This window comes from Paracoccus versutus (assembly GCF_029909795.1).
GTDB classification, from domain to species: Bacteria; Pseudomonadota; Alphaproteobacteria; order Rhodobacterales; family Rhodobacteraceae; genus Paracoccus; species Paracoccus versutus.
Map to the genome: position 1 here is coordinate 1,244,426 of NZ_CP038196.1, position 13,799 is coordinate 1,258,224.

Genomic DNA, 13,799 nt, shown 5'->3' on the forward strand with positions numbered 1-13,799 from the left:
CTATTCATCCGGGCCGGCGGAATCCAGCCCGGCCTTGGCCAGGGCGGCATGGATCAGCGCGTCGCGGCCATAGATGTCGGGAAAGCGGCGGATCTGGCCGGTCTCGTCGGGGAAGGCGGTGAAATAGACCAGATGCACCGGCACCGGCGGGTGCAGGTTCAGATAGGTCTCGCGCCCGGATTTCAGCGCCTTGGCAAAGACCGCCTCGGGGCTTTCGACCTGGCCCTTCAGCAGCTCATGCGCCAGGTCGACGGGGCGGCCGACGCGGATGCAGCCATGCGAATAGGCGCGGCTCGACTGGTTGAACAGGTGCTTGGTCGGGGTATCGTGCAGATAGATGTTCCAGGGGTTGGGGAACATGAACTTGACCTGCCCCAGCGCATTGTCGTCGCTGGGTTTCTGCCGCATGCGATAGGGAAAGGTCTTGGCGCTGTATTTGCGAAAGTCGATGCGGTCGCGCGGGATGACGTTGCCGGCCCCGTCCACCACGTCCAGATGGGAAACCGCGTGGCGGTTGGCCTGCAGCCGCGGCAGGTATTCCTTGACGGTGATCGAGCGCGGCACGTTCCAGCGCGGGTTGACCACCATGTATTTCATCGTCTCGCTGAACTCGGGCGTCTCGAATTCCTGGTTGGCCTTGCCGATGACGACGCGGGTCTCGAAGACCTCGCGGCCGTTCTCGTAGATGCGGGCGTTGAACTCGGGCAGGTTCACCCAGACGTGGCGGGCGTTCAGGTCGTGGCCGGCCATCCAGCGCATCCGCTCCAGCGCGACCAGGATCGCCTCGGCCTCGGGGCCGGTGCCGCGGTTGAGCCGCGCGACCGTGCGCGGCCCGGCCACCCCGTCGGCCGGCAGCCCCGCCGCCTGCTGATAGGCGGCGACCACCTGCGCCAGCGCGCCGTCATAGGTCAGCGGGCTGCCCATGGGCGCCGCGGCAAAGCCGACCGAGGCCAGCCGCACGCGCAAGGCCGCGACGGCGGCGTCGCTGGTCCCCTCGCGCCACAGCCCCTCGGGCACCGGCGGCGCATCGGCGGGCGCCACCAGCTGCGACTGCCGGGCAAGCGCCTGGCGCAGCGCCTCGTAGCGCGGATCCTGCGGCGGCAGGGCGGCCAGCATCGCCGCCGGATCGTCGGCGGCGGCAAAGGCGCGCAGCAGGTCGCCGGTGCGCGGGCGTTGCACCTCGCGCTTGATCCCCGGCTCGACCTTGCGCGGATCGAGGATCCCGCCCGACACGTCCCGGCTCCAGTCGGCAAAGGCGCGGGCAAAGCGGATCTCGTCCTCGACCGTATCGGCGCCGGCGCCGCCCAGCCTGCGCAGCGCGGCCTGGCGATAGCGCGCGGGCGGCAGGCCGTGCGAGGCCGCCTGCCCCAGCGCCTCGATCAGCGCGGCCCGGCGCAGGGCGCCCTCGGCACCGGCGAAGATCGGCTTCAGCCCGTTCGTGCCATAGAAATCCGCAAGGCCCGGATGGTCGGCGACCTGCTCGGCCAGCCGCATTTCCCTTTCGGAAAAGCTCAGCCGCGGCGCCGGAAGCGCGGCCACGGGCGCGGCATCCAGCGCCTGGGCCGCGGCAGCCCCCGGCATGGCCAGAACGGCCGCAACAACCATCACGCGAATCAGCCCAAAAGAGCGCACCTGACATTCCCTTCAACACCTGCGGCAAATCTTCGCATCCGGGCGGATTCCGGTCCAGCGAGGCGGGTTTTTTGTTGCATCACTGATGCAGCGTGAACACGGCCGCGCAGAAACATTGGATTTGGTTCCGAATCGCGCGGATTTCGGCGGATTCTCGCCGAGAATGGCAGAACTTCGCCGCCCCTGGAACGAAAAGCTTCCCACCGCTCGCGCGCTGGTGACATAGTCTTAACCGGTTCCGGCTAAACCGGACCGCGCCGTTTCAACGGACGGCAAGAACAACGAAAGCAGGACAGGCGATCTGACATGACGTTCGAAACTCTCTCGCGTCGGGGCATCCTTGGCGTCTTCGCGGCGACCACGGTGGCAGCAGCGCCGGTTATGGCCAATGCCTTCGGTCTGCTGCGGGGTGCCGGCGACATCCGCCGCATTCGCATGTATTCGGGGCGCACGGGCGAAAGCATCGACACGGTTTACTGGGTCGAAGGCAAGTATATCCGGGATGCCTTGAATGAAATCAACATCTTCATGCGCGACTGGCGGACGGGCCAGGCCATCGGAATCGATCCGCGCACGGTTGACATCGCCGCAGCCTCGCACAGGCTGCTGCAAACCAACGAACCCTACATGATGCTGTCGGGCTATCGCTCGCCCAAGACCAATGCGATGCTGCGCTCGCAATCCTCGGGCGTCGCGCGCAACTCGCTGCACATGGTGGGCAAGGCTGCGGACCTGCGCCTGAAGTCGCGCTCGGTCTCGCAGATGTACAAGGCCGCGGCCGCCTGCAATGCGGGCGGGGTCGGCAAATATTCGCGCTCGAACTTCGTCCATATGGACTGCGGCCCGATCCGCCACTGGGGCGCCTGACTCGCGACCGATCAACTTCCGGTGATCACGCAAAGACCCGCCCGCTTGGGCGGGTTTTCGTTTGCCTGCTAGCGCAGCCGCGGCGGGGCCGAGGGATCGCGCCGCACCGGTTCGGGCGCCGGCGGCGGGGGCGGCGGCTCCAGGATCAGCGCGCCGGCGGGCAGGTCCGGCTCGGCAAAGCCGATGTCCACGCCGCCGGGCAGTTCGGGCAGGAAGGCCAGCAACTCCGCCAGGGCCTTGGCCACCGCGGCCTGATGCGCCGGCTCGACGCCCGACAGGATCAGCGCATGGCCCTGCCGCCCGTCGCGCCATTCGGCGGCGACCAGGGCCAGGCGGCCGACCAGCCCGGCCATGTCGCCCAGCCGCTGCGCCAGGGGCTCGGCCAAGAGCGCCACCGCCTGGGGCGAGGGCGCGCCCAGGCGCCGCGCGGCCTCGTCCGGCGCCATGCTGGGCCGCGCCTCGAGCGCCCGCACCAGCCAGGCCAGCACCCCGGCATCCAGCATCAGCTGCGAGCCATGGCCCGGATTGACCAGCAGGCCCCGCCCCTCCTCGGCCAGGGCGGCGGCAAGCACGCGGCCCGGCAGGGCAAGATAGGCGACGGGACCGCCGACGAAACCGGCCAGCCGCTCCTCGCGGTCGCAGGCCAGGGCAAAGCGGCCCTCGGGCAGGTCGAACAGCCGCAATTCGGCGCGGTCGTCGGCCGGCTCGGCCAACAGCGCGACGAAAAGCTCGGTATCGGCCAGGCGCGACAGGATGCGCGACCGGGCGGGCGCATCGGCCTCGTGAAAGGGAACCTGGCAAAGCTCATCCAGCGGGGTCATCGGCTTCTCTCAACAGGGCGGCAACGGCGGCGCGCAATTCCGGCAGCAGCTCGGCCTGGAACCAGGGATTGCGCCGCAGCCAGCCGGTATTGCGCCAGGACGGATGAGGCAAGGGGAAGATGTGCGGCGCATGATCGCGCCAGCCGGCGACGGTCGCCGTCACCCCGCCGCGCGCCGCGGCCCGCAGGTGCCAGCGCTGCGCATGGCCGCCGACCAGCAGCGTCAGGTCGGGCCGCAGCTCGGCCATGACGCGCGCGCGCCAGGTCTGCGCACAGATCGGCGGCGGCGGCAGGTCAGCACCCTTGGCGTCATAGCCGGGAAAGCAGAAGGCCATCGGCACGATGGCGATGCGCGCGCGGTCATAGAACTCGGCCTCGGACACGCCCATCCAGTCGCGCAGCCGGTCGCCCGAACGGTCGGCAAAGGGCCGCCCGGCCAGATGCACGCGCATGCCCGGCGCCTGGCCGACGACCAGGATGCGCGCGCCGGGCCGGAACCAGGCGACGGGGCGCGGGCTGTGCCGGGTCGCCGTCGCGGCAAAGCGCGGCGCACAGAGACGGCAGTCGGAAATCTCGCGAAGAAGGCTGGGCATGCCTGGCAGATAGGCAGCCCGCCGACGGCAGAAAAGGGCCGGCATTCACGATATATCAAGCATTGATCGCCATGGTGGACAGCGCGACCCGCCCGGCATATGGTCCGGCCTGCCGCGGCCTGGGGTGTTTTCGGTCGGCGGCGGGAACTGTGTATGTCGTAACCATTACCATTCCGCGCCCGCGCGCGGACCAGGACGGCCAGATGATCGAATTCGACAACGTCTCCAAATCGTTCTGGACCGGCACGCAACGCAAGGTGATCCTCGACCGCGCCTCGTTTCGGATCGAGCTGGGGCGGTCGATGGGCATCCTGGCCCCCAACGGCACCGGCAAGACCACGATCATCAACATGATGTGCGGGCTGGAAAAGCCCGACGAGGGCACGATCCGCACCGAATGCCGGGTGTCCTTTCCGCTGGGCTTCATGGGCGGCATCACCTCGTCGCTCAGCGCCAACGAGAATGCGCGCTTCATCGCCCGCATCTACGGGCTGGACCCGGATTACGTCGAGGCGTTCTGCCGCTGGCTGACCGACATCGACGAATATTTCGACATGCCGGTCGGCACCTACAGCGCCGGGATGCGGTCGCGCTTCACCTTTTCGCTGATGCTGGCGCTGGAGTTCGACGTCTACCTGATCGACGAGGGCATGCCCAGCACCACCGACCCGGAATTCAACCGCAAGGCCGGGACGGTGCTTTACGAACGCCTCAGGTCGGCGACGGTGGTCGTCGTGTCGCACCAGGCGCAAACCATTGAAAAATTCTGCAATTCCGCTGCCGTCCTGCGCGACGGCAAGCTATACCAGTTTGAAACCCTCGAAGAGGCGAAGCAATATTATGACTACACCGCCTAAGGCGCGCGCCTATCGCACCCGCCGCGAGGAATCGGTGCTGGCCGTCGGCCAGGAACCCACGGAGACCGCAAAGAAGCCCAAGGTGAAGGTCGAGGTCAGGAAAGGCGCCGAGACCCCGACCCAGGACGCGGAACGGCTTTTCGCCACGGCCGACGACGGTTTCGGCGACATGCGCTTTCCCGGCGCGGCGCCGCGGCCGGCCGATCCGCCCCAGGATGCGGCAGCCCCGGACCAGCCCCCGATGGCCGAGCGTATCGCCGCGGTGCGGGCGGAAAACCTGACCGATCGCCAGCTGCGCATGGCGCGCCGCATCGCCGCCATGCACGAGATCGAAGCCGCCTCGGATCACGAGGCGGTGGTCCTGCTGCGCGACCGCGGCATCGACCCGTTCCACCGCGCCTCCGTCAGCAGGATCCTGTCGGAAGAGGGCGCGCGGGCCCAGGCGGCGGCCGAGGCGGCCGGCACCACCATGCCGGTGCCGATGCGGGGGGATCGCACGCCGCCCCGCCGGCGCGGGACCGAGATCGCGCCGCTGCCCCCCGGCACGACCAACCTGCCCTCGCGCGAGGAACTGACCGAGGACCGCCGCGCCGCCGAGATCATCCGCATCCAGCAGGACATCGCCCGCCGCCGCCGCCGCAAGCTCCTGATGCTGTTCGCGCGCCTGGCGGCCTTTGTCGGGCTGCCGACGCTGGTCGCCGGCTGGTATTACTTCTTCGTCGCGACGCCACTTTACGCCACCGTCTCGCAATTCCAGATCCAGCAGGCCGATCAGTCAAGCTCGAGCGGGCTGGGGGGCCTGTTCGGCGGCACGCAGCTGGCGACCAATACCGATTCGGTGTCGGTGCAAAGCTACCTGACCTCGCGCGATGCGATGCTGCGGCTCGACCGGGATCTGGGCTTCAAGCGCGCCTTCCAGGATCCGGCCATGGACCCGATCCTGCGCCTGGCGCCGGATACGACGAACGAACAGGCCTACAAGCTCTATCGGAACTCGGTCAAGATCGGCTACGATCCGACCGAGGGCGTCATCAACATGGAGGTGATCGCCCCCGATCCCGAGCTCAGCCAGGAATTCTCGCTGGCGCTGATCAAATATGCCGAGGGCCAGGTGGACCAGATGACCGCGCGGCTGCGCGAGGACCAGATGAAGGGCTCGGTCGAGAGCTACCAGGAGGCCGAGGAAAAGGTGCTGCTGGCGCAGCGCCGCGTCCAGGAGCTGCAGCAAAGGCTGGGCGTGCTGGACCCCGCGGCCGAGGGCGGCGTGATCATGAGCCATATCGCCGAACTCGAGCGCCAGCTGGCGGAAAAGAAGCTGGAGCTGGGCCAGTTGCTCTCCAACCAGAGCCCCAATGCCAGCCGCGTCGCCGGGGTCAAGGGCGACATCGGCCGGCTGGAGGAGATGCTGGCCGAGACCCGCAGCCAACTGACCGAGGGCAGCACCGCCCGCGGCTCGCTGGCCACCATCTCGGGCGAGATCCGCATCGCCGAATCCGACCTGCTGACCCGGCAGGAATTGCTGGCCGCCGCCGCCGCGCAGATGGAAACCGCGCGGATCGAGGCCAACAAGCAGGTGCGCTATCTCTCGCTCTCGGTCGCGCCGGTCCCGCCGGACGAGGCGACCTATCCCAAGGCTTTCCAGAACACGATCGTGGCTTTCCTGGTGTTTTCCGGCATCTACCTGATGCTTTCGCTGACCGCCTCGATCCTGCGCGAACAGGTATCCTCATGAATCATGTCCAGATCGGCAACGTCACCTTCGGCAACGACCGCCCCCTTGCGGTGATCGCGGGCCCCTGCCAGCTTGAAACCCTCGATCATGCGCTGATGATCGCCGAGACCGTGGCCGAGGCCTGCGCCAAGGCCGGCGCGGGCTTCGTCTTCAAGGCCAGCTACGACAAGGCCAACCGCACCTCGCTGACGGGCCGGCGCGGCATCGGCATCGACGAGGGGCTGCGCATGCTCGACGAGGTGCGCCGCCGCATCGGCTGCCCGGTGCTGACCGACGTGCATGACATCGAGCAGGCACGCCTGGCCGGTTCGGTGGTGGACGTGATCCAGATCCCCGCCTTCCTGTCGCGCCAGACCGACCTGCTGCTGGCGGCGGGCGAGACACCGGCGGCGGTGAACATCAAGAAGGGCCAGTTCCTTGCCCCCTGGGACATGCCCAATGTCGCCGAAAAGGTCGCCTCGACCGGCAACAAGCGCATCCTGCTGACCGAACGCGGCGTCAGCTTCGGCTACAACACGCTGGTCGCCGACATGCGCAGCCTGCCGATCATGGCGCGGACCGGCTGGCCGGTGATCATGGATGCGACCCATTCCGTGCAGCAGCCGGGCGGACAGGGCGGTTCCTCCGGCGGGCAGCGCGAATTCGCGCCGGTCATGGCGCGGGCGGCGGTGGCGCTGGGCGTGGCCGGCGTCTTCATCGAGACGCATCAGGATCCCGACAACGCCCCCTCCGACGGGCCGAACATGATCCATCTGGAACGGATGCCGGCGCTGATCGCCTCGCTGATGCGCTTCGACGCGCTGGCCAAATCCGACCCGGTGATGGGCTGATCAGCCGGCCGCAATGGCCCTGGCCGCGGCATGGGCCGAGGCCCAGGCCCATTGGAAATTATAGCCGCCGAGCCAGCCGGTGACATCCACCACCTCGCCGATGAAATAGAGGCCGGGAACGGATTTCACCTGCATGCTCCGCGAATCGAGCGCCCGCGTATCGACCCCGCCCACCGTGACCTCGGCCGTGCGCCAGCCTTCGGTGCCGACCGGGCGCAGGGCCCAGCGATTCACCCGCGCCCCCAGCCGGTCGAGCGTCGCGTTGCCCTGATCGGCCAGCCGCGCGCCGACCAGCCCTGCCTCGGCAGCGATGGCCTCGGCCAGCCGCGCGGGCAGCCAGCGCGTCAGGGCCGAGGCCACGGCCATGCGCCCGCCCTGCCCGCGGATCTCGCGCAGCGCCGCGGCGACATCCGCATCGGGGGCCAGGTCGACGGCGATCTCCTCTCCCGGCCGCCAGAAGCTCGAGATCTGCAGGATCGCCGGTCCCGACAGGCCGCGATGGGTAAAGAGCAGCCCGTCGCGAAAGCGGGTGCGCCGCCGCCCGGCGCCATGGCTGACCTCGGCGGCGACCGACAGCCCGGCCAGCGGCCGGCAAAGGTCCAGGTCCTGCTGGGCGAAGGTCAGCGGCACCAGCCCGGCCCTTGGCTCGGCCAGCGCCAGCCCGAAGCGGGCGGCGATGTCATAGCCGATCCCCGTGGCACCCATCTTGGGGATCGACTTGCCGCCCGTCGCCACGACCACGCGCCGCGCCGCCAGCGGCCCTCCTGGGGTGGCGACCACGAAGCCGTCGCCTGCCCGCTCCACCCCCGCGACGGCGGTCCCGAGCCGCAATTCGGCGCCGCGCATTCGGTGCAGCAGCATGTCGATGACCTGCCGGGCGCTGCCGTCGCAGAACAGCTGCCCCAGCGTCTTTTCATGCCAGGCGATGCCCGCCCGATCCACCAGGGCGACGAAATCCCCAGGCGTGAAGCCCGCCAGGGCCGAGGCGGCAAAACGCGGGTTGCCCGAAACGAAGCGATCAAGCCCCGTCGCCAGATTGGTGAAGTTGCAGCGCCCGCCGCCCGAGATGCGGATCTTTTCGCCCGGCGCACGGGCGTGATCCAGCACGACGATCCGCCCCGCCCGCTCGCCTGCCTGCCACAGGATCGAGCCGGCGCAGAAAAGTCCGGCGGCCCCGGCACCAAGAATGACTGTATCGACCTGTTCCATGCCGGGCGCATAGAACTCCGGCGCGGAAGCCACAAGATTTTTCCGTTTTGCCTCTTGCACCCCCCCGTCGGCTTGGCTAGATACGCCTCCACAAGTTGGGGCGTGGCCAAGTGGTAAGGCAACGGTTTTTGGTACCGTGTACCGTAGGTTCGAATCCTACCGCCCCAGCCAAATCATCCAAGTCTTTGAGGAGATGGGATTTTCCTCCCTTAAGGACAGGATCTTTCCGAACCTTTTTGACGGGATAGCCTAGATCGGCTCGTGACCTGCCTCGTGATGCCGATTGGGCAACGAGCGTGGTTATGCCCCAAGAGATGCCCCAAGTTTACGTCTAGGAGGTCAGGTGAGAGTGCCGAGACCTTGTTGCGTGCTTGATCTGTTGATGCCGCCCTATTCAGGAAGCCGCCTCTCTCCTTGATCGTCGCCCTCGGCTTCGGCGATCATCGCGGTAAGATTCGTTTCCAGGGCATCGGCCAGCGCCTTCATCGTGGCAAGGCTGGGCTGGTGCTTCCCGCTCTCAAGCAGCGACACGTAGCGCATGCTCAACCCCGCCCGGAATGCGAGTTCCTCCTGTGAGAGGCCCCGGTCCTTGCGATGCCTGCGCAGCACCCGCGCATAGACCATGAGAAAGGCGTCGGGGTTGGTATCCATCCCCGCGCACAAGCAAGACTTATCCCTCTTGCTCTATGAAGTATTCTGTGAAAAATCGGATTTCAGGAAGTATTTGATGAATCAACCCCATCGCCATAGCTGACACGGTCAGCTAGCGGTCAACTATGGAGATATCAGATGAATCGGCTCTCAAGCTGTGGGACGCTGTTGATTGCCTTTGCTCTGGCTGCCTGTGCTCCTGTGGAAAGCACCCCAAAACAGCCCCCAGGAACTCCGGTTGGGCTTTCCGGGCAAGATGTCAAAACGGTCCAAGCAGGCGTCCGTGCAGGTATGAAAGATCCTGACAGCGCCCGCTTCGGAGCAATGGCAGCGGCCAAAGACAATACGGGAAAAGTGACTGTTTGCGGCTACGTTAATGGGCGCAACAGCTTCGGAGGATACACGGGCGACAAGCCCTTTATAGGAATTTTCGTCAATGAAGGTGGAAGTAAAGCTTTCAGCCTTGCCGACATCGGCAGCACTGAAGGAAATATGATGGCCATCTCCATTGTTTGTAAAGGTCGCGGGGTAATCCTCCCCGAAAGTAAGGGGCTGCATAAGTAGAATTTTCTCGGCAAGATGAACGAGGAGATTCTGAATGAAGACAAGCAGATACACTGAAGCGCAGATCCTTTCGATCCTGCGTCAGGCCGAAGGCGGGATGCCGGTGGCCGAGCTGTGCCGCGAGCATGGCATGAGCAGCGCGTCGTTTTACAAGTGGCGGGCGAAGTATGGGGGCATGGACGCGTCCCTGATCAGCCAGATGAAGGCTATGGAAGAGGAGAACCGGCGGCTGAAGCGGATGTACGCTGATCTCAGCATGCAGGCCGATTTGCTGAAGGAGGCTCTCGGAAAAAAATGACGCGGCCATCTCAACGCCGCGAGATGGCCGAGAAAGCGGTGGCGCGACACGGGGTCAGCATTGCGCTGGCTTGCCGGGCCTTCGGGGTGAGCGAGACCTGTTATCGCTACAGCCCGAAGCTGAAGGACGAGAACGAGGAGATCGCCGATCTGCTGGTCGGGCTGACGGACGCCCGCAAGACCTGGGGGTTTGGCCTGTGTTTCCTGCATTTGCGCAACGTGAAGGGGCATCCATGGAACCACAAACGTGTCTATCGCATCTATTGCGCGCTGGAACTGAACCTGCGGATCAAGCCCCGCAAACGGCTGAAGCGTGAGAAGCCCGAGGCTCTGGCCGTGCCGGATGCGCCGAACCTGACCTGGTCCATGGACTTCATGGCCGATCGTCTGGGGGATGGCCGCCAGTTCCGGCTGTTGAACGTGCTGGACGACTTCAACCGGGAGGGCTTGGGCATCGAGGTCGACTTTTCACTGCCAGCGGAAAGGGTCATCAGAAGCCTCGACAGGATCATTGAATGGCGCGGCAAACCCGGCACCATTCGGGTCGACAATGGCCCGGAATACATCAGCGGCAAGCTGATGGAATGGGCCGAAAAGCGGAAGATCACCATCCAGCACATCCAACCCGGACAGCCCCAGCAGAACGCCTATATCGAGCGCTACAACCGCACCGTACGGCATGAATGGCTCGATCAATACATCATCGAAACCATCGAGGAGGCTCAGGACTTCGCCACGCAATGGCTCTGGACTTACAACAACGACCGCCCGAACATGGGCATCGGCGGCATCACACCCGCACAGAAACTGAAGATGGCCGCGTGAATTCTACGGATGCACCCCGCTAAAAATGGGGGGATTACCGCGGCGTCTCGATATAATTTCAAACCAGAGTTTAGTTCGAAATAATCTGCACATGTCCTTGAGTTCCTCCAAAGGCAGCCATGTGGCCTGTCAGTTCAGGTATAGCATGACGATCTATAGCCCATGGAACATGCACGAAAGACGAGAAAGAGGTCTTCGACAGGCAGGCAACCTTAACCTGACGGGTTGATAGCTCAGCCCTTAACGTTATCCTATCTGGAGTTAGAGTTATGCAGTCGTCTCTCGATAGTTCAGAGCCGCCACGCACCATTGAAGAAGCAATCGAACTCTGCCAATCCAGCCCAACGCTTCGAAAGATCAAGGCATATCTAGACAGCACCAACCTGTCAGCCGACCTCAAGGCGCTGCTCTATGATGTGGCAGGGTTCACCATCAAGATCGGTGAAGCTGTAGTAGCGATTGGCCGCCGAATTTTCGGCATGGCCATGTGGCTGGTCGATAACATGCCGAACACACTTCTTGGGGTGGCGGTTGCGCTAGCCGTCACAACGCTGGTCGGGGCGATCCCGATGGTCGGGGCGGGGCTTGCCTTGCTGCTCAACAAGCTCTTGCTCCTGATCGGGGTCACGGCGGGCGCCATCGAAGATATCCGGCAGCATGCGATGAAGGATGCCATGGATCGCTTCGCAGCACAGTTTGCGGTCTTTAGCACGGTGCAAGTATGACCGATCTGAGCGAAGATGAACAGCGCGCCGGTTTCGATGCCGTCAAGCGTGTGGTGGCGAATGACGTCAAATTCAAGGCACGCTTGGGGATCGGCGATGATGCCTATACCAGTCTGAAAGTGGGCAAGGGCCTCCGCAGCCTTTTCGACGTTTCCGGAGCTGCTGCAAGTGGCGCGGCGGCGGCCAATTCGGGTTGGGTCGTTTCGACATTCTTCGCAAAGGGCTGGATTGCGACCCTGTTCACAGGTGCAGCGGTCACGCCGCCGGGATGGATTGCCGCCGCCGCCATCGCCAGCGGGGGAGCATGCTATGGCGTCGCACGGCTGTTCAGGAGCTACAGCGGTAATCCCCCCATTTTTAGCGGGGTGCATCCGTAGAATTCACGCGGCCATCTTCAGTTTCTGTGCGGGTGTGATGCCGCCGATGCCCATGTTCGGGCGGTCGTTGTTGTAAGTCCAGAGCCATTGCGTGGCGAAGTCCTGAGCCTCCTCGATGGTTTCGATGATGTATTGATCGAGCCATTCATGCCGTACGGTGCGGTTGTAGCGCTCGATATAGGCGTTCTGCTGGGGCTGTCCGGGTTGGATGTGCTGGATGGTGATCTTCCGCTTTTCGGCCCATTCCATCAGCTTGCCGCTGATGTATTCCGGGCCATTGTCGACCCGAATGGTGCCGGGTTTGCCGCGCCATTCAATGATCCTGTCGAGGCTTCTGATGACCCTTTCCGCTGGCAGTGAAAAGTCGACCTCGATGCCCAAGCCCTCCCGGTTGAAGTCGTCCAGCACGTTCAACAGCCGGAACTGGCGGCCATCCCCCAGACGATCGGCCATGAAGTCCATGGACCAGGTCAGGTTCGGCGCATCCGGCACGGCCAGAGCCTCGGGCTTCTCACGCTTCAGCCGTTTGCGGGGCTTGATCCGCAGGTTCAGTTCCAGCGCGCAATAGATGCGATAGACACGTTTGTGGTTCCATGGATGCCCCTTCACGTTGCGCAAATGCAGGAAACACAGGCCAAACCCCCAGGTCTTGCGGGCGTCCGTCAGCCCGACCAGCAGATCGGCGATCTCCTCGTTCTCGTCCTTCAGCTTCGGGCTGTAGCGATAACAGGTCTCGCTCACCCCGAAGGCCCGGCAAGCCAGCGCAATGCTGACCCCGTGTCGCGCCACCGCTTTCTCGGCCATCTCGCGGCGTTGAGATGGCCGCGTCATTTTTTTCCGAGAGCCTCCTTCAGCAAATCGGCCTGCATGCTGAGATCAGCGTACATCCGCTTCAGCCGCCGGTTCTCCTCTTCCATAGCCTTCATCTGGCTGATCAGGGACGCGTCCATGCCCCCATACTTCGCCCGCCACTTGTAAAACGACGCGCTGCTCATGCCATGCTCGCGGCACAGCTCGGCCACCGGCATCCCGCCTTCGGCCTGACGCAGGATCGAAAGGATCTGCGCTTCAGTGTATCTGCTTGTCTTCATTCAGAATCTCCTCGTTCATCTTGCCGAGAAAATTCTACTTATGCAGCCCCTTACTTTCGGGGAGGATTACCCAGCCAATCACGTGTCGATACGGTGCCAAGGTTCCTGAACACGCCTCTGGATGTCCTGGGTGCATCTATACTCGATCTGATGGGTGCCCTTTCGCTAAAGGTCGCCGCGATTGATGGTCATGTCGATACGCGAGAGGTTCAGGTCATCAGGGATTACTTCGTGGAAGACTGGGGCTACGACCCCGACTATGTGGACCATGCCCTAGCCCTTCTCAGCGCGAACGATGACAAGTCGCGCCTGACCGACATGACGCGAGTACTTGCCGAGTTCGTTCATGGAAACCCAGACTGCAAGTTCGGAATCCTTCAACAGGAGATCAAACGCCTGCTGACCGAGGTCGCAGAGGCAGACGGAAGGCTGGACGAGCGCGAGGAGATGGCGATTGACCGGGTTATCCGGTCACTTGATGAACAGAACTCCACGGTTGCCAGCCTGTCACGCGCAGCTAGGGGGGCTGGTGCAGCGGTATCCTCTGCGACCGGATGGATCGGAAGCAAGCTCGGGCGGAACGGCAAGGCCGATCAATAGTGTCCTGCCCCTGCCCCTCAAGCAATGGCTGATACACCCATAACTCACTGATACGTATAAGTATGGGGAAGGAAGGGAAGAAGAAGCATGGTTAATCTCCTCGTGTATTCTCCTCCTTCTTAATTCTCT

The 13,799-nt window shown here is 64.5% G+C and carries 15 protein-coding genes and 1 tRNA gene; 10 read left to right on the forward strand and 6 right to left on the reverse strand.

Going from position 1 to position 13,799, the window contains the following annotated elements:
• Positions 1–1,605, reverse strand: coding sequence for a L,D-transpeptidase family protein (locus E3U25_RS06075; RefSeq protein ID WP_116220928.1), 1,605 nt, complete (start codon positions 1,603–1,605; stop codon positions 1–3).
• A gap of 333 nt (positions 1,606–1,938) precedes the next feature.
• On the opposite strand from E3U25_RS06075, the gene mepK reads away from it, so the two are divergent.
• Positions 1,939–2,499 (forward strand): peptidoglycan L,D-endopeptidase MepK, encoded by a 561-nt coding sequence (gene mepK / locus E3U25_RS06080; RefSeq protein WP_036760631.1) that lies wholly within the window; start codon positions 1,939–1,941, stop codon positions 2,497–2,499.
• A 68-nt stretch (positions 2,500–2,567) separates the two neighbouring features.
• Here the strand turns inward: mepK and E3U25_RS06085 are convergent, their stop codons facing one another.
• Together E3U25_RS06085 and E3U25_RS06090 are read right to left on the reverse strand one after the other, a co-directional pair.
• Positions 2,568–3,320 (reverse strand): SseB family protein, encoded by a 753-nt coding sequence (locus E3U25_RS06085; RefSeq protein ID WP_116220927.1) that lies wholly within the window; start codon positions 3,318–3,320, stop codon positions 2,568–2,570.
• Positions 3,304–3,912, reverse strand: a complete 609-nt coding sequence (locus E3U25_RS06090) for a uracil-DNA glycosylase family protein (RefSeq protein ID WP_244294918.1) — start codon at positions 3,910–3,912, stop codon at positions 3,304–3,306. Before E3U25_RS06090 ends, E3U25_RS06085 begins: the two co-directional genes overlap by 17 nt.
• 203 nt (positions 3,913–4,115) lie before the next feature.
• Here E3U25_RS06090 and E3U25_RS06095 point away from each other — a divergent pair, with 203 nt between their 5' ends.
• From E3U25_RS06095 to kdsA, 3 genes are read left to right on the forward strand one after another with little or no spacing between them, the layout of a single operon-like run.
• Positions 4,116–4,769, forward strand: coding sequence for an ABC transporter ATP-binding protein (locus E3U25_RS06095; protein ID WP_072462460.1), 654 nt, complete (start codon positions 4,116–4,118; stop codon positions 4,767–4,769).
• Positions 4,753–6,501, forward strand: a complete 1,749-nt coding sequence (locus E3U25_RS06100) for a KpsE/RkpR family capsule polysaccharide export protein (protein ID WP_116220925.1) — start codon at positions 4,753–4,755, stop codon at positions 6,499–6,501. Before E3U25_RS06095 ends, E3U25_RS06100 begins: the two co-directional genes overlap by 17 nt.
• Positions 6,498–7,331, forward strand: coding sequence for a 3-deoxy-8-phosphooctulonate synthase (gene kdsA, locus E3U25_RS06105; protein WP_036760622.1), 834 nt, complete (start codon positions 6,498–6,500; stop codon positions 7,329–7,331). The genes E3U25_RS06100 and kdsA overlap by 4 nt, the downstream gene beginning before the upstream one ends.
• Here kdsA and E3U25_RS06110 read toward each other — a convergent pair whose 3' ends face one another.
• Positions 7,332–8,540, reverse strand: a complete 1,209-nt coding sequence (locus E3U25_RS06110) for a BaiN/RdsA family NAD(P)/FAD-dependent oxidoreductase (protein WP_116220924.1) — start codon at positions 8,538–8,540, stop codon at positions 7,332–7,334.
• A gap of 96 nt (positions 8,541–8,636) precedes the next feature.
• On the opposite strand from E3U25_RS06110, the gene E3U25_RS06115 reads away from it, so the two are divergent.
• Positions 8,637–8,711: transfer RNA gene (locus E3U25_RS06115), tRNA-Gln, on the forward strand.
• A 219-nt stretch (positions 8,712–8,930) separates the two neighbouring features.
• Here the strand turns inward: E3U25_RS06115 and E3U25_RS06120 are convergent.
• On the reverse strand, positions 8,931–9,191 hold the full coding sequence (locus E3U25_RS06120; protein ID WP_166435399.1) for a helix-turn-helix domain-containing protein: 261 nt from the start codon (positions 9,189–9,191) through the stop codon (positions 8,931–8,933).
• A 138-nt stretch (positions 9,192–9,329) separates the two neighbouring features.
• On the opposite strand from E3U25_RS06120, the gene E3U25_RS06125 reads away from it, so the two are divergent.
• The 4 genes from E3U25_RS06125 to E3U25_RS06140 all read left to right on the forward strand — a co-directional run bounded on the left by E3U25_RS06125 (position 9,330) and on the right by E3U25_RS06140 (position 11,979).
• Complete coding sequence (locus E3U25_RS06125; RefSeq protein ID WP_147304470.1) at positions 9,330–9,755, forward strand: YajG family lipoprotein; 426 nt, start codon at positions 9,330–9,332, stop codon at positions 9,753–9,755.
• 34 nt (positions 9,756–9,789) lie between these two features.
• A protein-coding gene (locus E3U25_RS06130; RefSeq protein WP_076611590.1) for an IS3-like element ISPbe1 family transposase occupies positions 9,790–10,877 on the forward strand; the annotation gives its coding sequence in 2 pieces (ribosomal slippage) (positions 9,790–10,045 and positions 10,045–10,877; 1,089 coding nt in all).
• 269 nt (positions 10,878–11,146) lie between these two features.
• Complete coding sequence (locus E3U25_RS06135; RefSeq protein WP_116220922.1) at positions 11,147–11,602, forward strand: hypothetical protein; 456 nt, start codon at positions 11,147–11,149, stop codon at positions 11,600–11,602.
• A complete protein-coding gene (locus E3U25_RS06140) occupies positions 11,599–11,979 on the forward strand; it encodes a hypothetical protein (RefSeq protein ID WP_208861515.1) in 381 nt (126 codons plus the stop codon). Before E3U25_RS06135 ends, E3U25_RS06140 begins: the two co-directional genes overlap by 4 nt.
• Positions 11,980–11,982: 3 nt before the next feature.
• Here E3U25_RS06140 and E3U25_RS06145 read toward each other — a convergent pair.
• Positions 11,983–13,070 (reverse strand): IS3-like element ISPbe1 family transposase gene (locus E3U25_RS06145; protein WP_076611590.1). Its coding sequence is split into 2 segments (ribosomal slippage): positions 11,983–12,815 and positions 12,815–13,070, totalling 1,089 coding nucleotides; the frame shifts between segments, so codons are not numbered across the junction.
• A 150-nt stretch (positions 13,071–13,220) separates the two neighbouring features.
• Here E3U25_RS06145 and E3U25_RS06150 point away from each other — a divergent pair.
• On the forward strand, positions 13,221–13,670 hold the full coding sequence (locus E3U25_RS06150; RefSeq protein WP_244294915.1) for a TerB family tellurite resistance protein: 450 nt from the start codon (positions 13,221–13,223) through the stop codon (positions 13,668–13,670).
• The last annotated feature ends 129 nt before the right edge of the window (positions 13,671–13,799 follow it).